Origin of the sequence: Sphingobium jiangsuense, assembly GCF_014196495.1 — a bacterium.
GTDB lineage: Bacteria > Pseudomonadota > Alphaproteobacteria > Sphingomonadales > Sphingomonadaceae > Sphingobium > Sphingobium jiangsuense.
Window position 1 is genome coordinate 18,666 of record NZ_JACIDT010000021.1, and the last position, 20,423, is coordinate 39,088.

Genomic DNA, 20,423 nt, shown 5'->3' on the forward strand with positions numbered 1-20,423 from the left:
GTCACTTCACCTCGAAATCGATATGGGCCAGCACGCCGTCGAACAGGCCCGCCGCGTCCAGCACGCGCGGGCGCAGCGCCGTGCGTTCCGGCGAGGTCATCATCGCCGTGCGGCCCGCCTCGTCGGCGAATTCGACCAGAACCTGGCAATAGACCGGCGGGGCGCCGTCCTCATGCTGTTCCGGCCACAGGATTTTGACGCCGCTGACGCCGGGAAAGCCGCGCATGGTCGGCACCAGTTCACCGGAAATAATCTCGCGGAAGCTTTCCTCCTGCCCCTGCTTCGGCCTGCCCAGCCAATATGCCGCGCGGATATACATCGTCCTTCTTCTCCCCGATCGATCTGCACCGTCCCGGCCGGGAGGGTGCGAACATGGTATCATCCATCCGCGCGCGGCGCGGCGGCCGCTCAGCGCAACCGGATGCCGTCCACCCCGCGCGGCCCGCTGGCGGGGCGCATCTTGAGCGCCCTTTCGTCCTCGCCGGCCTGATATCGGCGGTACAATTCCTCCGGGTCGAAATCGACACCGATGGGATTGGTGTTGAAGGCGGGCGTGAACATGAATTCCCCGGCCTCTTCCACAGTATCGTAATTGTCGACCTGCAATTCGACCTGGTTCTGGTCGGGGTCGGCATAGTACATGGAGGTCGTCGGCCCGTGATTGACGGACCAGACCGGCAGGATGCCCAGATCCTTCAGCCGCATATAGTTTTTCAGCAGATCGCCTAGGCCCGCATAGGTGAAGGCGAAATGGTGCACGCCCGCTATGCCTTCGGGCTGCGGGCCCACGCCCGGCACATTGATCACCGCGACCCGGTGATGCTCGTCGTCATAGCACAGGAAGGCGAGGCCGCCGTCGTCATAGACGACCCTGGCGTTGAGCACCGCCTTGTACCAGTTCACCAGTTCTTCGAACCTGGCGGTGCGAAGGACGATATGCGCCAGCTTGACCGGCGACACGGCGGCATCGGACGTCTGTTCCGAAGCCGTTTCCAGAGTCGGCATGATACTCTCCTTACAGGGCGGTTTTCAGGCCCGCCCTATCCATTTGCAAATTCAAATGTATGAGCGAATGCAGGGCAACGCAAGCCTTGCCTTCGCTTATTCGATCCCGAACAGCGCGCGGGCATTATCCCGCCCGATCTTCCGCCTGTCAGCGTCGGATATCTCGGCGGCGTCGAACCAGTTCGCGGCGTGATCGACATTTTCGAACGGCCAGTCGGTCGAGAACATGATGCGGTCCACGCCGATTTCCGCGATCGCGTCGGCCAGCGCCGGGGTGCGGAAATTGCCGGAGGTCGTCAGGTGGAAATTCTCGCGGAAATAGTCGCCGATCAGCCTCCGCGCCCTGTAGGTCGGGGGCAGGTCCATCCAGCGGTTGCGGTTGTCGATGCGCCACATGCTGAACGGCAGGCCCTCGCCCATATGGCCGAGAATGAATTGCAGCTTCGGGCAGTCGTCGAACAGGCCGGAGCCGATCAGCCGCAGCGCATGCACCGCCGTTTCCTGCCCGAAGGCCCAGGTCGGCCCCATCAGCCATTCATGCCCCTGGAAGATGCGCGCATGGGGCAGCAGCGGATTGCGAGGATGCAGGTAGAAAGGCACGCCGAGCGCCTCGACCGTGCGCCAGAAGGGCCGGTATTCCGCCCCGTCATAATAGGTGACGGTCGCCTCGTCGCCGACCTGGCTGAACCCGTTCACCAGCGCGCCGACAAAGCCCAGGTCGCGCACGCAGCGCTCCATCTCCTCGGCGGCGAAGGCGGGGTCCTGCAAGGGCAACGCCGCGAAGCCGCGGAACCGGTCCGGCCTTTTCGCGACCTCTTCGGCCAGATAATCGTTGGCGCGCCGCGCCAGTTCCCGCGCGGCGGCGGGGTCGGCTATCGCCTGAATGGTCGGGGCGTTGAGCGACAGGATCATCAGCTCGATGCCGTTCTCGTCCATCTCCCGCAGGCGCCGGTCCTGAATGTCGAGCAGGCGGGCGCGCAGTTCGTCCCAGATGGTGTCGGGGAAGAACCCCCTGGAATCCTCCAGCGTTTCTGGAAGCGCGAAATGTTCCTCAAGGGCGATTTTGCCTTGCATGATCCCTCCTGATGGCGGCGGTTTGCCCGCGCCGGAAAAAGCCGGAAACGAAGCGCGCGACGGCGCCCGTCAAAATGGGGGCCTCGACAGGCGCCCTCTCAATATTGCCCCTTCGGCTCCAGCCCGAGGACATGCTGCCCGTACATGGTCGAAACCGCGTCCCAGTTGGTGCTGATGTGGACGCCCGCCGCGTGAATGTCGCGCCAGAAGCGCTGGAGCGGGCGGTTGAGATCGAGCGCATTGCCGCCCGAACCATAGAACAGCGCGTCGACCGCCTGCACCAGCAGCCTGACCGCGAAGGCATGGGTGCGCCGGTTGCGCAGGCGGACGTCGAGGCTGATGTCCTGCCCGGATGCCGCGATGCCCTGCGTCTCCGCGATGTCGCGCATCAGGATGGTGCGCGCCGCGTCGATGCTGGCGGCGGCCTCGGCCACGCGCATCTGGATCGTCGCGAATTCGATCATCCGGCTGTTGCCTCCGGCGACCGCGCCGCGCGTCGAGCGGTTGCCGGTCGCCTCCAGATAGAGGTCGAACGCCCCTTCCGCCATGCCGAGCGTCGGCGCGACGAGGCAGGTGGGCACGCAGGCCATGAACGGGATGCGGTAGAGCGGATTGCTGTTGACCGCCACGCCCGGCGCCACGCCCGACGTGCCCGCGGCGAAGCTCAGCACCCGGTGCGCGGGCACGAACACATCGTCCAGATAGACGGTGCGGCTGCCCGTGCCCGCCAGCCCGGCCACCTGCCAGCTGTCGGGATCGATCCGGTAATCGCTGGCCGGCACCAGGAAAAAGCCCGCGAAGGGCGGCTCCCCCGCCTTGTCGGACGGGAAGATCGAGCCGAGCAGCAGCCAGTCGGACGTGTCGCAACCCGAAGCGAAGCCCCATGCGCCCGTCATCCGGTAGCCGCCGTCGACGGCGACCGCCTTGCCCGACGGCGCATAGGATCCGGCCGCGAACGCATCGCGCTTGTTCCCCCACACATCCGCCTGCGCTTCCTCCGGAAACAGGCCGATCAGCCATTGGTGGACGGCGCACACGCTGAACACCCAGCCGGCGGACCCATCCCCCCGCGCGATGCGCGACACGATGCCGGCGAAGGCTTCGAACCCGGCCTCATAGCCGCCGAACAGCCGGGGTTGCAGCACCCGGTACAGCCCCGCCTCGCGGAATTGCTCGATCAGTTCCTGCGGCACGCGACGATCCGTCTCGATCCGCAACGCCTGCTCACGGGCGAGCCGGCCAAAATCTTCCGCCGCCGCGAATAGCCCGGAAACAGGGTCGCTTTCGACGATCCTCGCTGCATTGCTCATGCCGATCATTCCTCTCCATCGAGCATTTCGATGGATCGGTTATCAGTTGCATTGGCAAATGAGTCAAGTCGTAATCTGATTCCGGTCGCCGTCCTGCGTATCCAGCGGGTGGACCTGGTCCAGCGAGATGAGGTTGGTGTAGATCTTGTTGAGCAGCGTCTTCAGCCTGCGCACGTCGGCCGGGCTGATGCCGTCGAGCGCCGCCGCCTCATGCCGCGTGACCGAGGGCAGGATCCGCTCGACCAGCGCGCGCCCCGCCGGGGTGAGGCTGATATTGACCGAGCGCCAGTTGACGCCGGACTGCTGGCGATAGACCAGTTCCCGCTCCACCAGCGTGCTGACCTGCCGGGAAAGGGTAGAAACCTCCACGCTTATCACCTCGGAAAGGCCGCTCAGCGTCTGCTCGCCGGTCCCCCAGAGCGCCGCCAGCACCCGCCACATCGGCAGGGTCAGCCGGCAATCCTTGAGTTCCTGCGTAAACGCGCTGGCGACCGCGACGCCCGCGCGATTGAGGAGGAAGGCCAGCGATTCGTTCAACGCGTACATGGATCAACTCTCATCGAAACAAGGCTCCTGAAGAAGGCCGCAAGGCGGGAAAGGAAGGACATTGACATGGTTTGCATTTGCAAATAATAATTGATGTAACGGATGAGGATTATACGCCATGATGTATCAACAGGAAGCCTCTTTTCGTGACGCCATGCGCCGACTCGCCGCCACCGTCACGATCATCTCCACCAGCGGGCAGGGACGGCGCCATGGCATAACCGCCACCGCCGTCACCTCGCTGTCGATGGATCCGCCCTCGCTGCTCGTCTGCGTCAACCGCTCCGGCTCGCTGCACGACCTGCTGGCGGAGACGGACCGCTTCTGCGTCAACCTGCTGCGGGAAGAGCAGGTCGCGCTGTCCAACGTCTTTTCCGGCAAGCTCGCGCCGGAGGAGCGGTTCCTGCACGGCAGCTGGGCGGAGGATGAGCATGGCCTGCCCTATATCGCCGACGCGCAGTCCAGCATCTTCTGCCGCAAGCAGGACGCGATCCAATATGGCTCGCATTCCATCTTCATCGGCGAGGTGGAATCGACGCTGGTGAGCGAGGACATCCGCCCTCTCCTCTACGGCAACGGCTCCTACGGCCGCTGCGCCCCGCTGGAGGCGGCGGCGTGATCCGGCTTTTGCCGATGCCGAATTGACGACATTTGCGTTTGCAAATATGACTGGGCCGGCCATCCGGCGACAATGCAGAAAAATGATGATTCACCGGCCGGGGAAAGCAGCCCGGCGGCAGCCAGAGAGGATGCGGGATGACGGCTTTGCGGGACGTGGGACAGTGGATCGCCGGGGAATGGGTGCATGGCGGCGAATGGCGCGACAGCACCGACCCGGCGACGGGCGAGGTCATCGGCCGCTATTGCGAGGCGAGCGTCGCCACCGTGCAGCGCGCGATCGACGTGGCGCGCGAAACCTTCGAGACCAGCGCGTGGCGCAACGACAACTATCTGCGCGCGACCGCCCTTTCCCATCTCGCCGACGCCTATGACGCGCGGTTGCAGGAGGTCATCGACACGCTCTGCCGCGAGAACGGCAAGGTGCGCGGCGAGGCGACGTTCGAGGCCTCGCTCATCCCGCGCGCGCTGCGCTTCGCAGCGGGCCTCGCCATGCATAATTTCGGCCGGGTGATGGAGACGCGGCCGGGCCAGCAGTCGATGTCGATCCGCGAGCCGGTCGGCGTAGCGGGCCTCATCATCCCGTGGAACTCGCCCGCCTATCTCACCATCCGCGCGCTCGCGCCCGCGCTGGCGGCGGGGTGCACGGCGGTGGTCAAGCTGCCCCATCAGGCGGCGCAGAGCGCCGCGCTCATCGCCGAGATCGTCGGCTCGGTGGCGGACATACCCAAGGGCGTCGTCAACATCTTCGTCGAATCCGGCGCGGACGGGGCGAAGCTGCTGGTCGATTCGCCGCATGTGCCCGCGATCAGCTTCACCGGCAGCACCGCGACCGGGCGCGCCATCGCCCGCGCTGCCGCCGATCATCTGAAGCGGGTCGGCCTCGAACTGGGCGGCAAGACGCCGCACCTCATCTTCGACGACGCGGACCTTTCCGCCGTGCTGCCGGTGCTGGAGAAATCCTGCACCGTCTTCGCCGGGCAGTTCTGCATGACCGGCAGCCGCATCTATGTGCAGCGCGGCGTCGCCGACGCGTTGCGCGCGAAGCTGGCCGAGCGCTTCCGCGCGGTGCGGGCAGGCCCCGCCGCCGACCCGCAGAGCCATATGGGCCCGCTGATCGACAAGGCGGCGGTGGACCGCGTCGATGCGCTGGTCGAGGCGGCGATCGCGGCGGGCGCGAAACCGATCGTGCGCGGCGGGCGCCCGGACGATCCGGCGCTGGCCGGGGGCGCCTTCTACCTGCCCTGCCTGCTGGAGGTGGACGGCACCGGCCTTTCCATCGTCCGCGACGAGACTTTCGGCCCGGTGCAGACGCTTCAGCTGTTCGATACCGAGGAGGAAGCGATCGCGCTCGCCAACGACAGCGAATACGGCCTGTCCGCCTGCGTGTGGAGCCGCGACGTCGACCGGCCGATCCGCGTCGCCCGCCGCCTGCACGCGGGGCTGATCTCGATCAACAGCTGGGCCAATCTGGCGGTGGAGTTCGAGGAGGGCGGCTTCAAGGCCAGCGGCTCCGGCCGTCTCGGCGGCCTCGCCTCGATCGAGGAATTCCTCGAATATAAGCAGATCACGCAGGACTTCATTCCCCATGCTCACTGAAGAACCCGGCGCGCGGGAAACGCAGGCGGCGGTCGTGGCCGCGCCCAACGAACCCTTCGTCCTCCGGACCGTCACCCTCGCCGCGCCCCGGCCCGACGAGGTGGTCGTCGAACTGGAAGCCTGCGGCATGTGCCATGCGGACCTCTCCGCGCAATCGGGCAGCATCCCCTTCCCGCTGCCCGGCGTGCTCGGCCATGAGGGCGTCGGCCATGTGGTGGACAGGGGCGCGGGCGTGACCGATGTGGAGATAGGCCAGCGGGTCGTCATCTCCTTCACCTCCTGCGGCCATTGCCCTGCCTGCATCGACGCCAGGCCGAGCTATTGCCGGGAATGGCCGGTGCTCAACCTGGTCGGCGGCGGACGCAGCGACGGGTCGAGCAGCCTGTGCTGCGAAGGCCGACCGCTCCACAGCCATTTCTTCGGCCAGTCCTCCTTCTCGCGCCATGTCGCGACCGCCGCGCGCGGGGTGATCCCGGTGCCGGAGGATATTCCGGCGACCATCCTCGCGCCGCTCGGCTGCGGCATCCAGACCGGGGTGTGCGCGGCGACCGACGTGCTGCGCCCGGCCAATGGCGACAGGGTCGCGGTGTTCGGCGCGGGCGCGGTCGGCATGTCCGCGCTGATGGGCCTCGCGCTGACCGGCGCGGCGCAGATCATCGCGGTGGACGTGCATCCGCAACGCCTCGCCTCCGCGCTGGAACTGGGCGCCACCGATGTGATCGACGCGAGCAGGCAGGATGTCGCCGCCGAAATCGCGCGGCTGACCGGCGGCGCCGGCCTCAACGGCGCGATCGAGACGAGCGGCAACCGGGGCGCTCTCGAATCCGCCATCGCCGCGCTGGCCTCGACCGGCACCTGCGTCGTCATCGGCGTCCCGGCGATGGGCGAGCGGGCGAGCTTCGACGTGACCGACGTGGTCGCGCGCGGCCTGCATATCGTCGGCACCAATCAGGGCGACGCCAATCCGCGCACGGCCATTCCCCGGCTGATCGAGCTGTACCGCAAGGGTCGCCTGCCGATCGAAAAGCTGGTGTCGTCCTTCACCTTCGACCAGATCAACGAGGCCCGCGCCGCGTCGCTGGAAGGCCGCGTCATCAAGGCGGTGCTGACGATGACGGCCGGCTGACAGCCCCGACAGGAATACAGAACAGGAGTAACGCACTGATGCACGAGCAGGAACGTTTTGACCGGATCGACGTGGCGGATATCATCCTGCGCGAACGGCTGGCCCGCGACAACCGCCAGTGGGACGAGATGGCGGCCTGCTATCATCCGGACTCGGTGGTCGAGGTGTCGTGGTTTCGTGGCAGCGGGGCCGAGTTCGTCGCGCAGAGCCGGAAGGCGGTGCGCGAAGGGTCGGTCAACTTCCACATCATGACCCCGCCGGTCGTCAATGTCCGCAAGGATCGCGCGATATCCGAAACGCCGTGCATCCTGCGCAGCTTTTCGATGATGAACGGGGTGGAGATCAGCTTCGAAGGCTTCGTCCGCCTGTTCTGGCGGGCGCAGCGCGACGGCGACCGCTGGCTGATCGCCGGGCTGCGCTGCCTCTACATGAAGGACGAGATTCACGGACGCAACCCCAACAGGCAGCCCGTTTTCGACGAGGCGCAACTCGCCGCCTATCGCGACAGCTATCGCTACACCTCGGCCAATCTCGCCAATCTGGGCATTGCCGTGACCGATGACCTTCCCGGTATCGATCGGCCGGAAATGGTATCGCAGCTGCGCGCCGGCGAACTGGAATGGCTGGCCGCCGCCTGATAGACCTGCAGAGCCCTGCGGCCACGCGGGGTCCGTGCTTTGAAGAAATAAAGGAACGATACATGAAGCTGGCGAGGTTCAAGCAAGGCAATTCCATCGCGCTGGGCGTGGTCGAGGGCGACCGCGTCATCCCGCTGGACGGGCTCGGCTTCACGACGATGCTGGACATCATCACCGGCGGCGAGGCCGCGCTGGCGAAGATCCGCGACCATGCCGCCACCGCGCAGGGCGGGCTCGCGCTGGCCGACGTGGAATTGCTCGCGCCGATCGAGCGGCCGGGCAAATATCTGGCGATCGGCATGAACTACGGCAAGCATCTCGAGGAAGCCGACCGGCTGGGCGTCGCCCGCTCCGCCCATCAGGTGTGGTTCAACAAGCAGACGACGTGCGTTTCCGGCCCTTATGACGATATCGACCCCGGCGTCACCGAAAAGCTGGACTATGAGGTCGAGCTGGGCGCGGTGATCGGCAAGACGGCGAAGAAGGTGGCCGAGGCCGACGCGCTCGACCATGTGTTCGGCTATCTGGTCGCCAACGACGTGTCGGCGCGCGACTGGCAGTTCCACTCGTCGACCTTCACCATGGGCAAGTCGTTCGACACCCATGGGCCGATCGGTCCGTGGATCGTCACCGCCGACGAAGTGCCGGATCCGCAGGCGCTCGACCTGCGCTGCATCGTCAATGGCGAGGTGCGCCAGTCCAACAACACCTCGAACATGATCCATTCGCTGCGGCAGCAGATCGCCTATCTCTCCACCGCCTTCACGCTCGATCCGGGCGACCTGATCGCGACCGGCACGCCGGAGGGCGTCGGCGTCGGCATGGAGCCGCAGCAGTTCCTGCAACCCGGCGATGTCGTGCGCTGCGAGATCGACGGCATCGGCGCGATCGAAAACCGCGTCGTCGCGAAAGCCTGAAGAGGGAAGGAAGCGCCATGGCCGTTCTGGGCGTATTGTCGGTCACGCTGGAGGTGCCGGATATCGAGCCGGGCATCCGCTTCTACACCGATGCGGGCCTGCTGGCGGAGGTGGACGGCAGCGTCGCCCGGCTGCGCTGCGACGGGCAGGACCGCCCGTCGATCACGCTGCTGGGCGGCCATCGGCGCAAGCGGCTCCACCATGTGACGCTGCGGGCCGAGGCGCTGGACGCCATCGCCGCGCAGGTTCCCGGCCATGGCGGGCAGGTGGTGCCCGCGCCGGAGGGCTTTTCCGGCGAGGGCCTGAACGGGGGCCTGAGCGGGGGCCTGAGCGGGGGCCTGTGGGTGCGCGACCCGCACGGCATGCTCTTCCACCTGATCGAGCGGGCGCCTGATCCGGAGCTGGCCCCGGCGGCGGCCGCGTTCGCGATCAACGAGCCGGGCCGGGTGGTGCGCACGCGCCGCTCGGCGATCCTGCCCGGCAAGGCCTATCCGCCGGCCAGGCCGCTTCGGCTCGGCCATGTGCTGCTGTTCAGCCCGGACGTGCCGAAAAGCGTCGAATTCGTCACCGGCGCGCTGGGCATGGGGCTGGCCGACCGGTCGCAGGACATCATCGCCTTCACCTGCGCGCGCAAGGACAGCGACCATCATGTGATCGCCTTCGCCAAGTCGCCCGGCATCGGCTTCCACCATGCGAGCTTTCAGGTCGCCGACCCCGACGAGGTGGGCCGGGGCGGCCGCGCGCTGCTCAGGAAGGCCGGGCGCGGCGACTGGGGCTTCGGCCGCCACACCATCGGCTCCAACTTCTTCCACTATATTCAGGACCCGTGGGGCAGCTGGTTCGAATATTATTCCGACATCGACTATATCGACGACTATGCGCTGTGGACGCCGACCAACTACGATCTGGAGGACAGCCTCGCCAGCTGGGGCCCGGACGTGCCGCAGGATTTCGTCCACAATTATGAAGTCGCGGAGCAGGACGCCTTCGCGGGCGCCTGAACCCTAAGCGACCAGCGACAGGGCAGCGCCGACCGCGCCGGACCGGCCTTCGCGGGCCGGGAGCGGCGACGCGCGCCTGCGCCCAGCGAGGAGAATGACGATGAAGATGAGGAAACTGGGTGCCGACGGGCCGGAACTGTCCGCGATCGGCCTCGGCTGCATGCGCATGACGCCGTTGACGGCGCAGCAGGGCTGGACCGGGAAGGATGAAGGCATAGCGACGATCCACGCCGCGCTGGACGCGGGCGTGAGCCTGCTCAACACCGGCGATTTCTACACGATGGGCGCGAACGAGATGCTGGTGGGCGAGGCGCTGCGCGGCCGCCGCGACAAGGCGTTCCTGTCGGTCAAATTCGGCGCGATGCGCGCGCCCGACGGGCAGTTCCTCGGCTTCGACGCCCGCCCCAAGGCGATCAGGAATTTCTGCGCCTATTCGCTCCAGCGCCTCGGCGTCGACGAAATCGACCTCTACCAGCCCTCGCGCATCGACCCCGCCGTGCCGGTCGAGGACACGATCGGCGCCGTCGCCGACCTCATCAAGGAAGGGAAGGTGCGCTATCTGGGCGTGTCGGAATATAATGCCGACCAGCTGCGCCGCGCCCATGCGGTGCACCCGGTCACCGCGCTCGAAATCGAATATTCGCTGGCGAGCCGGTTCATCGAGCCGGAAATCCTTCCCGTAGCGCGCGAACTGGGCATCGGCATCGTGCCCTATAGCGTGGTGACGCAGGGGCTGCTGACCGGGGCGCTCCCGGCGGAACTGCCCGCCGACGACATCCGCCGCATCTTCCCCCGCTTTCAGGGCGAAAATCTGCACAGGAACATCGCGGCGGTGGAGGCCCTGCGCGCCATCGCGGAGCGCAAGGGCGCGACACCCGCGCAGATCGCCATCGCCTGGGTGCTGGCGCAGGGCGAGGACCTCATTCCGCTGGTCGGCATGAGCAACAGGTCGCGCCTGCCCGAAAATCTCGGCGCGCTCGACGTGGCGCTCTCGCCGGAGGATCTGGCGGAGCTGGACCACGCCTTCGCCCCCGGCACCTTCGCCGGGTCGCGCTATCCCGAAGGGCTGGAGAGCCACGTCGCGTCCTGACCGGCCCCGCCCGAACCAACTCACCGGGCAGCGGCCCGGCGACATAACAAGGAATGGAACAGAAGATGGAACTGACAGGCAACACCGTCCTCATCACCGGCGGCAATTCCGGCATCGGCTACGGCCTCGCGGTCGCGCTGCACGAGGCGGGCAACAAGGTCATTATCGCCGGGCGGCGCGCCGATGCGCTCGCCAGGGTGGCCGGCGCCCATCCCGGCATGAGCTGGCATGTGGTCGACATGGGCGACGCGGCCAGCATCGCCGCCTTCGCCGATGAGGTGAAGCGCCGCTATCCCGATCTCAACGTGCTGGTGAACAATGCGGGCATCATGCGGGTGGAAAACCTGCTGGAGGAGCCCTGCGACCTGAGCGGCGCGGAGGAGCAGGTCGCGATCAACCTGCTGGGGCCGATCCGGCTGGCCGCCGCGCTGCTGCCCCATCTGCGCAAGCAGCCGCGCGGGGCGATCATCAACGTTTCTTCCGGGCTGGCGTTCGTGCCGTTCAACATGGTGCCGACCTATTGCGCGACCAAGGCGGCGATCCACTCCTATACCCGGTCGCTGCGCCGCCAGCTGGCCGGCACCGCCCTTCAGGTGATCGAGCTTGCGCCGCCTGCGGTCGCGACCAATTTGATGCCGGTGGACGAGAACGGTCCGCCGACCCTGCCGCTCGACGACTTCATCGGCGAGGTGATGGCCATCCTGCGCGACCAGCCGGACGTCGAGGAGATATTGGTCGATGCCGTCAAGCCGCTGCGCGAGGCCGAGGCGACGGGACAGTTCGGCCAGCTTTACGAGCTCATCAACGCCGCCCCGCAGCATTGATCTTCCTTCCCGCCCGGCCGAGCGAAGCCGGGCGGGGCGACCGGCGCGCGGGCCGATCCCGCCGCCGATCCCCATAAGAGGCATTCCGCGCGACTCCATGGCAGCATCGCGGCTTTTCCACCCAAAAAGCGCGGACGACCAGCGGAATTGATTGACACGACTCCCTTCGCCATATAATTTGCATATGCAATTCAGGCTGGGGAGAGTTTTGAACACCTCTATAAGCCGCATATCGGATGGTCCCACCGGGGCAGGCCGCAAGTCGTTTCATAACACATCCAATCAAACCATATTACCGGGAGAGAAGAATGTCCGATACCAATGGGACGATCCTCGTAGTCGGCGCCGCCGGGCATCATGCCGGGCTGGTCGTGCCGATGCTGGCCGAGCGCGGCGCGCGGGTCCGGGGGTTCGTCCGCAGCACCGAGCGCGGCGAGCTGGCGCTCCAGCGCGGTGCGAGCGAATATGCGATCGGCGACCTGCGCGATCCGGCGAGCGTGGAGGCGGCGCTGCGGGGCGTGAGCGGCGTCTATTATATCGCGCCCGTCTATCCGCATGACGAATCCCAGAAGGTCGGACGCTCCTTCGTCGAGGCGGCGGCCAATGCCGGAGTGCGGCGCTTCGTCTTCTCCTCCGTCATCCATCCGATGATAACCGCGCTGGACAATCACATCCAGAAAATCCCGGTCGAGGAAGCGATCATCAATTCCGGCATGGATTTCACTATCCTCCACCCCTGCCATTTCTATCAGAACATCCTGAGGAACTGGCGTTCCATAGTCGAAACCCATGTCTTTACCGAGCCCTTTTCGGCGGACAAGCGCCTTTCCTGGGTGGATTATCGCGACGTCGCGGAGGTCGGCGCGATCGCGCTGACCGGCGACGCGCTGCGCAACGCCTCGTTCGACCTGTGCGCCGATTTCGGCCGCGACCGGCACGAGGTCGTCGGCGTGATGAGCGAGGTGCTGGGCTATCCCGTCACCGCCGGGGAAAGCAATGCCGAGGAGTATCTGGCCGGGCTGCCGCTGCCCGACGACGGCTATACCAGGGGCGCGCTGGCCCGCATGTACGATTATTACGACAAGCACGGGCTGGTCGGCAATCCGCTCATGCTGAAAACCGTTCTGGGCCGCGAGCCGCGCACCATGCACCAGTTCTTCCGCGACGTCCTCGCGGGAACGCCGACGGTGGCGCATCCGTAACCGCTTATACAGTCAATGTACCGATTTATACTGACGAACATTATTTAATTACAAGGATATGAACGGAAAATCACGATCAAATCCGGCGGCAAGACCGACCGACTAAATATAGGGGAGGAACAATGCGTAGATTTCTGATGACATCGACCGTGCTATTCGCCTGCGGGGCGACGCCCGCCGCCGCCCTGGCGCAGGGCCAGCCGGCATCGGCCGAGCAGGGCGCCGAGGCCGACACCACTATCGGGCTGCGGGACATCATCGTCACCGCACAGCGCCGCGTGGAAAGCGCGCAGCGCGCCGCCGTCGCGATCGACGTGGTCGGCGGTTCCGATCTGGTCGGCAGCGGCGTGACGCAGGCGAGCAATCTCGGCACGGTGGTGCCCGCGCTGACGATCCAGCAGGTCGGCCCGGCCAATGCCGCGTTCATTCGCGGCGTCGGCAATTTCTCGGTCGTGGTGACGAACGATTCCGCCGTCGCCTTCAACTATGACGGCGTCTATCTCGGCCGCATCAACGCGACGTCGGGCACCTTCTTCGATCTCGACCGCGTCGAGGTGCTGAAGGGGCCGCAGGGCACGCTCTACGGCCGCAACGCGACCGCCGGCGTCATCAATATCCTGCCGACCCAGCCCAAGCTGGGGGAATTTTCCGGCTATGGCACCCTCACGGTCGGCAATTACGATCTGGTGATCGCCGAGGCCGCCGCCAACGTGCCGGTGGGCGACCAGTCGGCGCTGCGCGTTTCGGGCATCGTGACCCATCGCGACGGCTATCTCCGCGACGGCACTTCGGACGACAGGACGCAGGCGCTGCGCGTGCAGTTCAAGGCGGAGCCCGCCCCCGGCCTCACCATCCGCCTTGCGGGCGACTACACCCATCTGGGCGGCATCGGCCAGGGCTTCAGCTATATCAGCCGCTACAACGCGACCACGGTGACCCCTTCGGGCGTGCCGCTGGCCGACGGCATGCTGACGCCCGCCGCGCAGGCTTTCTATCGCTCGCTGGGCGCGGGGCAGGCCGGGCAGGTGCGCTCCACCCGCGACGCCTTCCCCCGCCCGTTCCAGAACAGCAATTTCTACGGCATCAACGGCGAAATCACCTGGGATACCGGGTCGGGCGTGCTGACCGTCATCCCGGCGGCGCGCTGGAACCGGCTGCGCACCCTGAGCGGCGCGGGCGGCTTCCCCGTCAACCAGCGCCAGCACGACCGCCAATATTCGACCGAGGCGCGCTTCTCCGGCAAGGCGGGCATGTTCGACTATACTCTAGGCGCCTTCTACTTCAACGAGAATGTCGAGCTCTATCAATCGACGCTGACGTTCGGCAGCAATATCTCCTTCTTCACGCCGACGACGCAGAAGACCGAATCCTACGCGCCCTTCGCGCGGCTGACGGCGAACCTGACGCCGCAGCTCCGTCTGGTCGGCGGCGTCCGCTATACGCATGACAAGCGGAAGCTGAATTCGACCAACGTCGCGCTGGCGTTCAACTGCGCGGTGCCGTTCACCTGCGCCAATGCGATCCTGCCGGTTTCCACCCTCACCCCCGGCGACCAGCCCTTCCCGATCCCCACCGCGAACGGCCAGACGATCCCCGGACCGGCAGCGGGCACGACCATCACCCGCACCGAGGTGAGCTTCCGCGACACCGCAAGCTATTCGAAGACGACCTGGCGCGGCGCGGTCGAGTTCGACATTGCGCCGGCCTCGCTGCTCTATGCCAGCGTGGAGACCGGCTTCCGGTCGGGCGGCTTCAACACTTCAGTGGGTTTCGAGAGGTTCGAGCCGGAATATCTGACCGCCTATACGCTGGGATCGAAGAACCGCTTCTTCGACAACCGGGTGCAGCTGAACCTTGAGGCGTTCTACTGGCGCTATCGCAACCAGCAGGTCGCCCATCCCGGCTTCGACAAGGGCATCCCGCCGCGCGCGAACAGCATCACCGAGAATATCGGCCGCTCCACCATCAAGGGCTTCGAGGTCGACGCCCGCGTAATGGCGACGGAAACCACGCTGCTGAGCGGCAGCGTCCAGTATCTCGACACCGTCAACAAGCAATTCACCTATATCAGCTCGTCGCTGCTGCAAGCGCGGACCGGTTGCGCGACCGCGCCGGTGACGCCGCCCACCACGCCGCCGACGACGTCCGTCAATTGCGCCGGATTTCCGGCCTTCGCCGCGCCGAAATGGACGGTCAACCTCGGCGCGGAGCAGACGATACCGATGGGCGCCTACAAGCTGGTGGTTGGCGCCGACACCCAGTACAAGACGGAGCGCTATCTCGGTTTCGAATATCAGCCGGAACAGTTGCAGCCGTCCAGCTGGACGAGCAACGCGCAAATCTCCTTCGGCCCCAGCGACGACAGCTGGTCGCTCTCCGCCTTCGTGCGCAATATCGAGAATGACCGCCTGCTAGTCGCGCCGATCGCCTTCGCGGGCGTTCTGGTCGCCTATACGACGCCGCCGCGCACCTTCGGCATTCGCGGCACGGCGAAATTCTGAGGCATTCCGCCCGGAATTGAACGGCAAAACAGGCGGCCGGTCTGCCCGTCGGACCGGCCGCCTTTGCCTTGCTTGCCGGAAAAGCCTGCAAAGCATACAGATACGGAATATATTGCCTATTGCGCAATATATGGTCTAGGGGCCAGCCATGACAAACCCATCCGGCCAACCGGCAAAGAAACCGCTCAGCCTGCGGGAACGCAACAGGATCGCGACCCGCGACGCCATAGCCGAGGCCGCGATCCAGCTTGCGATGCTGCGGGGCATTCACGACGTGCGGATCGAGGATATCGCCGCCGAGGCTGGCGTTTCCACCCGGACGTTCAGCAATTATTTCTCCAGCAAATATGAGGCGCTGACCTGCCGCCATGCGCAGCGCATGCATCATGCGGCGGTGGCCCTGCGCGATCAGCCCGCCGACAAGCCGCTCTGGTCCGCCATTGCCGATGCGGTGCTGGCGCCCTGGCAATCATCCGCCGCCGGTCTGGACACCCCTTCGCCGGAGACGCTGGCGGAATTGCGTCTGCTGTTCTGCGACAGCGCGCTTCAGGGCGAGATATTGAAGGATGTGCTGAACGACAGAAACGAATTCGCCCACGCCATCGGCGATCGCCTCGGCCTTGACGGGAGGGGTCTTTATTGCCGCCTGCTGTCGGCGGCGGTCACCACCGTGACGCAGGTGACGATAGATATCTTCCATGAGGCCGATCCGCCCGCGCCGCTGCTGCCGCTGCTGCGCGAGGCATTGGGCCTGCTGTCCTCCGCCTTCCCGATACCGGCGCCCGAAACCGGCGCGGCCGGGAAAAGCGAGGGGAAAGAATAGCGCCCTTTTCCCGCCGCGCGGCTATTCGGCTCCGGCTCCGGCCTCGCCCCCGATCTCCTTCCACCAGTAGAGATGCGCCGGGGCCTGCGTGCAGATCCACTGGAAGGCGTTGGCGACGACATGGTCCGCCTTCATCGGCGTGACGCCCAGCGCCCGCAGCGCCATGGACGTCATCGCGCAGAGATACTCCGGCCCGACCTCGCCCGAAATGATGCGCTGGATCGCCTCGGTCTTGGTGCCGATCAGCATGTCGAGCGCGACCTGCAACGAGGGGATGACATAATCGCCCGACGCGATGCCGCTTTCTATGTCGGCGACGATCCTGCCGGCGAGCACGCCCGAAGCGTTGAGCAGCCCGACGCGGCAGACGAACCCGCCCCATTCCGGTTCTATCAGCGCGCGGGTCAGGTACAGCAGGAAGCCGGTGGCGGTGCGCGCCAGCGGATCCTCGACCGAATCATAGACATGGACGATGCCGCCGCCGGCCATGTCGTCGGCCATCTCGCGCGCCAGCTCGCCCATCGCCTGATCGAGCGAGTCGAAATATTTGTAGAAGGTCCCGCGCGACACCTCGGCATGGCGGATCACGTCGTCGATCACCGCCGGGCCGTTGCTGCTCTGGCCCGAACAGACGATCATCACCGAGTTGAGGAGATGGGCGCGCATCCGCTCCCGCCGTTCGCGCGCGACCCTGACCCGATAATTTTCCTGCCGCTTCTTCAACACTGCCGAACCACTCATGCTGTCCCCGATACCCGACTATCCGGCCAAGCACCAGTGCCGCCGGCAAGGCCCGGCGCCGGGGACGGGGGCGGGAGGAAGCGTTCCTTCCTCCCGCCCCCGGCCGCAAGGCGTCAGAATTTGGTCCAGACGCTCACGGTCACCGTCCGCGCTTCGTTCGGCCCGGCGAGATAGGCGCCCAGCGCGCCCGGAATGGGATCGACCGACGGGCTGGCGAAATCCTGCACCAGCTCGTTGGTGACGTTGCGGCCCGAAACCTGTATGCCCCAGCGATCGTCGGCCGACCTGACACCCGCCGAGAGGTCGAGCGTGGTCAGCTTCTTCGACGGGAACAGTTCCTGCCGCTGGTTGTACATGCTGCTGCGATGCCGCACCGACGCGCCGAGTTCGAGCGCGAGGCTGTCGGTGATCTCCGCATTGTAATTCACCCCGGCATTGGCGACGACCTTGGGCGCCTGCGAACGGCGATACCAGCCGAAGACCGGGTTGCCGTTGCCGTCGAGCGCGGGCGCGTTGGTCGCCGGGTCGATCGGCTGGATCTCGCCGGTGGCGTCGGCATAGGTGAAGCCCGCGTTGAAGCTCAGCTCTCGCGAGGCCTGAAAGGCGGTCTCGATCTCGACGCCCTTGGTGCGCGCCGGGCCGTTGAAGGTGATGAAACCCAGCGTGCCGCCGGTGAACACCGTGTCCTGGAAATCCTTCACCTTGGTATAGAAACCGGCAATGTTGAAGCGCAGGCGGCGGTCGAGCAGCATGGTCTTGAAGCCCGCCTCCACCGTCTGCGTATATTCGTCCTTCACCAGCGATCCGGCCGCGACCAGCGCGGCGGGGACCTTGCCGTTGACCAGCGCGGTCGGTGGCACGGCGATGGTGTTGGTTTCGACATAGCCGCCCGACTTGCTGCCATGGCCATAGGCGACGAACGCCATCACATCGTCGGTCAGATTATATTGCAGGCTGACATTGCCGTCGAAGAAATTGACGTTGTGGCTCAGCGGCGTGGGGTCGAAGGGCGGGTTGGCGATGGTGTTCCACACCGTCTGGATGCCCGCATCCGGGGTGCGGCCCGAAACGATATCCTTGGTTTCGCGCGTCCAGCGGATGCCGCCCGCGATCTTCAGCCCGCCGCCGAATTCATAGGAGCCGGACGCGAAGGCCGAATAGGTCTTGGATTTCTGGAGGAAATCGTTGGTGTAGCCGCCGTTGAACAGCTGCCCGCCGCCGACTCCCGGCGCTGCCCATTGCTGGTCCTCGACCGAATGCCACCGGCTCGACAGGAAATAGACGCCCGCCATATAGGTCAGCGCGTCGCCGCCGGGCGACTGGATGCGCAGTTCCTGCGTGAACTGGCGGTATTTCTCGTCACGCAGGAAATTGACTTCATCGGTGGGCGAAAAGTCGAAGTCGTCGACATAATTGGTCTTGTAACGCAGATAAGCGGTCTGCGACACCAGGATCGGCCCGCCCAGATCCAGCTCCGCCTTCAGGCTGGCGATGTGCGACTTGTTGCCGTGGAAGGTGTCGCCATTGTCGGTGCGGGTGGTGAATTGCGAGGTGTAGCGGTCGAACGTCGCGTCGCCATAGACGTTCGTCGGGAACGCCGCGCGCAACGCCGGATCGTCGACGACCAGCTGATAGGAAGCGCCGATCTGCCGGTTGTCGGCATATTGATAGGCTCCGGTCAGCGTCAGCGTCTCGGTCGCGCGCACGCGCAGCGTCGCGCGCAGGCCCAGATCCTTCTGCTCGCGCCCCCAATTGCCGGTAACGCGGTTGCGGACCCAGCCTTGCAGATCGTTATAATGGCCGGCCAGCCGCAGCGACACCTTGTCGTTCAGCGGCACGGTGGTCGCGGCATCGAGGGTATAGCCGCCGCGCTCCACCTCATATCCGGCGCGGGCGTCGAACGCCAGCTCGTCGCCCGGCTGCCTGGTCACGACGCTGACCGCGCCGAGGCTCGCATTCTTGCCCAGCAGGGTCGACTGCGTGCCCTTGATGAACTCCATGCGGTCGACGTCGAAGAAGGAGGTCGTGTACATGCGGCCCTTGCCCATGAACACGCCGTCGACGAACAGCGCCTGCGACAGTTCGAACGCCTGAGAGCGCGCGACGGTGCCGAGGCCGCGGAAGGTCATCGCCAGCCCATCGTCGGGCGCGCGGGAAAAGACCACGCCGGGCACGAGGGTGGCCGCCTGAACCAGATCCTTGACGCCCGCGCTGGCGAGCGCGTCGCCGCTGACCGCCTGCACCGCGACCGGGATGTTCTGCGCCGACTCGGCGCGCTTCTGTGCGGTGACGACGATTTCCTGAAGCTGGCCGCCGGTCGCCGCCTCGTCCTGCGCGGCGGCCCGGTCCGCGACGGCGAGCGATGCCGCCATGGCGATGAGAGCTACGGATGACGAAATACTGCCTTTCATAAGTTGCTTCCTCTCCTGTTATTTCGCGTCGCGGCCCCTTTTCCCGGACCATCGACTGTTTTTATGAATCTGCCCCGGCCCGGATTGGAAAGCGCCGCCGTTTTCGGCTTGCACCCCCGATGCCTCGTTTTTCTGTAATGACAATTATGTCATCCTTTTCGCTTCGTCAATATCCTCTCGCAAGACGCCGAAAATGCCTTGAATTTTAGCCGTTTCCAGACACGAAAAAGCTCTTTCTGGACCGGCATACAGAGCCACGCTCGCAAAAATTTCTCGTACAGTAATGGACATGAGTGTCATTTCTGTTTAAAAATGACTCGACAGCAAGGGCACGGCCGCAACCGGACGCCCGGCGTTCACCCCATGACAATGACAAAGCCGGAGAAGATGCCATGAATGCGATACAACCGCCGAGCTATACGCCGAACCTCATGTTCAGCCATCTGGGCTTCGCCGTCAGCGACCTTGGCCGGATGGAGGATTTCTATACCCGCGTGCTGGGCTTTACCGTCACCGACCGGGGCGAGGTGCTCGGCATGGACCTCGTCTTCCTGTCCCGCGACCCGATGGACCATCACCAGATCGTGCTCGTTTCGGGCCGCCCGGACAATCTGCCGCCCAACCCCTATCACCCGCAGTTCGGCAGCCTCATCAACCAGATATCGTTCCGCGTCAGCTCGCTTCAGGCGCTGCGGGAACTGCACGAAATACTGGTGAGCGAGAATGTGCAGAACATCATGGTCGGCAACCACGGTATTGCGTGGAGCATCTACTGTCATGACCCCGACGGCAACAATCTCGAATTCTTCGTCGACACCGAATGGTATTTCCCGCAGCCCTTCCTCATCCCGCTGGACCTGAGCAAGACCGACGAGGAGATCATCGCCGAGACGGAGAAGTTCAGCCGCGAGCAGGAAGGCTTCGAAATGTACGCCGACTGGCGCGACCGCATCGGGCGCCGGATGCACCGCTATAACCCGAACATCTGAGGGGAGGG

19 protein-coding genes are annotated in these 20,423 nt (G+C 65.7%); 12 read left to right on the plus strand and 7 right to left on the minus strand.

Features of this window, described 5'->3' with window-relative positions:
• Position 1: 1 nt before the first annotated feature.
• The 5 genes from GGR43_RS19735 to GGR43_RS19755 form a co-directional block, all read right to left on the minus strand.
• Positions 2–319, minus strand: a complete 318-nt coding sequence (locus GGR43_RS19735; protein ID WP_188073527.1) for a putative antibiotic biosynthesis monooxygenase — start codon at positions 317–319, stop codon at positions 2–4.
• 89 nt (positions 320–408) lie between these two features.
• On the minus strand, positions 409–1,005 hold the full coding sequence (locus tag GGR43_RS19740) for a VOC family protein (RefSeq protein WP_188073528.1): 597 nt from the start codon (positions 1,003–1,005) through the stop codon (positions 409–411).
• A 96-nt stretch (positions 1,006–1,101) separates the two neighbouring features.
• Entirely contained in the window at positions 1,102–2,079 is a 978-nt protein-coding gene (locus GGR43_RS19745) for an amidohydrolase family protein (protein WP_188073529.1), read from the minus strand.
• Between the two features lie 98 nt (positions 2,080–2,177).
• Complete coding sequence (locus GGR43_RS19750; protein WP_188073530.1) at positions 2,178–3,389, minus strand: acyl-CoA dehydrogenase family protein; 1,212 nt, start codon at positions 3,387–3,389, stop codon at positions 2,178–2,180.
• A 63-nt stretch (positions 3,390–3,452) separates the two neighbouring features.
• Positions 3,453–3,935, minus strand: a complete 483-nt coding sequence (locus tag GGR43_RS19755; protein WP_188073531.1) for a MarR family winged helix-turn-helix transcriptional regulator — start codon at positions 3,933–3,935, stop codon at positions 3,453–3,455.
• Positions 3,936–4,053: 118 nt separating this feature from the next.
• Between GGR43_RS19755 and GGR43_RS19760 the strand changes: the two genes are divergently transcribed.
• From GGR43_RS19760 to GGR43_RS19810, 11 genes are all read left to right on the plus strand, one after another.
• Complete coding sequence (locus GGR43_RS19760; RefSeq protein ID WP_188073532.1) at positions 4,054–4,554, plus strand: flavin reductase family protein; 501 nt, start codon at positions 4,054–4,056, stop codon at positions 4,552–4,554.
• Between the two features lie 137 nt (positions 4,555–4,691).
• Entirely contained in the window at positions 4,692–6,152 is a 1,461-nt protein-coding gene (locus GGR43_RS19765) for an aldehyde dehydrogenase family protein (RefSeq protein ID WP_188073533.1), read from the plus strand.
• Positions 6,142–7,278 carry an NAD(P)-dependent alcohol dehydrogenase gene (locus tag GGR43_RS19770; RefSeq protein ID WP_188073534.1) on the plus strand — a complete coding sequence of 379 codons (1,137 nt, stop codon included), beginning with the start codon at positions 6,142–6,144 and terminating at the stop codon, positions 7,276–7,278. The genes GGR43_RS19765 and GGR43_RS19770 overlap by 11 nt, the downstream gene beginning before the upstream one ends.
• A gap of 38 nt (positions 7,279–7,316) precedes the next feature.
• Positions 7,317–7,916, plus strand: a complete 600-nt coding sequence (locus GGR43_RS19775; protein ID WP_188073535.1) for a nuclear transport factor 2 family protein — start codon at positions 7,317–7,319, stop codon at positions 7,914–7,916.
• A gap of 62 nt (positions 7,917–7,978) precedes the next feature.
• Complete coding sequence (locus GGR43_RS19780; protein ID WP_188073536.1) at positions 7,979–8,833, plus strand: fumarylacetoacetate hydrolase family protein; 855 nt, start codon at positions 7,979–7,981, stop codon at positions 8,831–8,833.
• A 17-nt stretch (positions 8,834–8,850) separates the two neighbouring features.
• Entirely contained in the window at positions 8,851–9,834 is a 984-nt protein-coding gene (locus GGR43_RS19785; RefSeq protein ID WP_188073537.1) for a VOC family protein, read from the plus strand.
• Between the two features lie 100 nt (positions 9,835–9,934).
• The gene (locus GGR43_RS19790) at positions 9,935–10,924 is read left to right on the plus strand and encodes an aldo/keto reductase (RefSeq protein WP_188073538.1); all 990 of its coding nucleotides are present in this window, start codon (positions 9,935–9,937) and stop codon (positions 10,922–10,924) included.
• A 65-nt stretch (positions 10,925–10,989) separates the two neighbouring features.
• The gene (locus GGR43_RS19795; RefSeq protein ID WP_188073539.1) at positions 10,990–11,748 is read left to right on the plus strand and encodes an SDR family oxidoreductase; all 759 of its coding nucleotides are present in this window, start codon (positions 10,990–10,992) and stop codon (positions 11,746–11,748) included.
• 308 nt (positions 11,749–12,056) lie between these two features.
• A complete protein-coding gene (locus GGR43_RS19800) occupies positions 12,057–12,950 on the plus strand; it encodes an NmrA family NAD(P)-binding protein (protein WP_188073540.1) in 894 nt (297 codons plus the stop codon).
• Between the two features lie 122 nt (positions 12,951–13,072).
• Positions 13,073–15,451: a TonB-dependent receptor gene (locus GGR43_RS19805; RefSeq protein ID WP_188073541.1), complete on the plus strand. Its 2,379-nt coding sequence runs from the start codon at positions 13,073–13,075 to the stop codon at positions 15,449–15,451.
• 148 nt (positions 15,452–15,599) lie between these two features.
• Positions 15,600–16,274, plus strand: coding sequence for a TetR/AcrR family transcriptional regulator (locus GGR43_RS19810; protein WP_188073542.1), 675 nt, complete (start codon positions 15,600–15,602; stop codon positions 16,272–16,274).
• Between the two features lie 21 nt (positions 16,275–16,295).
• On the opposite strand, the gene GGR43_RS19815 is transcribed toward GGR43_RS19810, so the two are convergent.
• Positions 16,296–17,015 (minus strand): TetR/AcrR family transcriptional regulator, encoded by a 720-nt coding sequence (locus GGR43_RS19815; protein WP_188073543.1) that lies wholly within the window; start codon positions 17,013–17,015, stop codon positions 16,296–16,298.
• Positions 17,016–17,128: 113 nt separating this feature from the next.
• The gene (locus tag GGR43_RS19820; RefSeq protein WP_188073544.1) at positions 17,129–19,426 is read right to left on the minus strand and encodes a TonB-dependent receptor; all 2,298 of its coding nucleotides are present in this window, start codon (positions 19,424–19,426) and stop codon (positions 17,129–17,131) included.
• Between the two features lie 392 nt (positions 19,427–19,818).
• Between GGR43_RS19820 and GGR43_RS19825 the strand changes: the two genes are divergently transcribed.
• On the plus strand, positions 19,819–20,415 hold the full coding sequence (locus tag GGR43_RS19825) for a VOC family protein (protein WP_188073545.1): 597 nt from the start codon (positions 19,819–19,821) through the stop codon (positions 20,413–20,415).
• Positions 20,416–20,423: the final 8 nt, after the last annotated feature.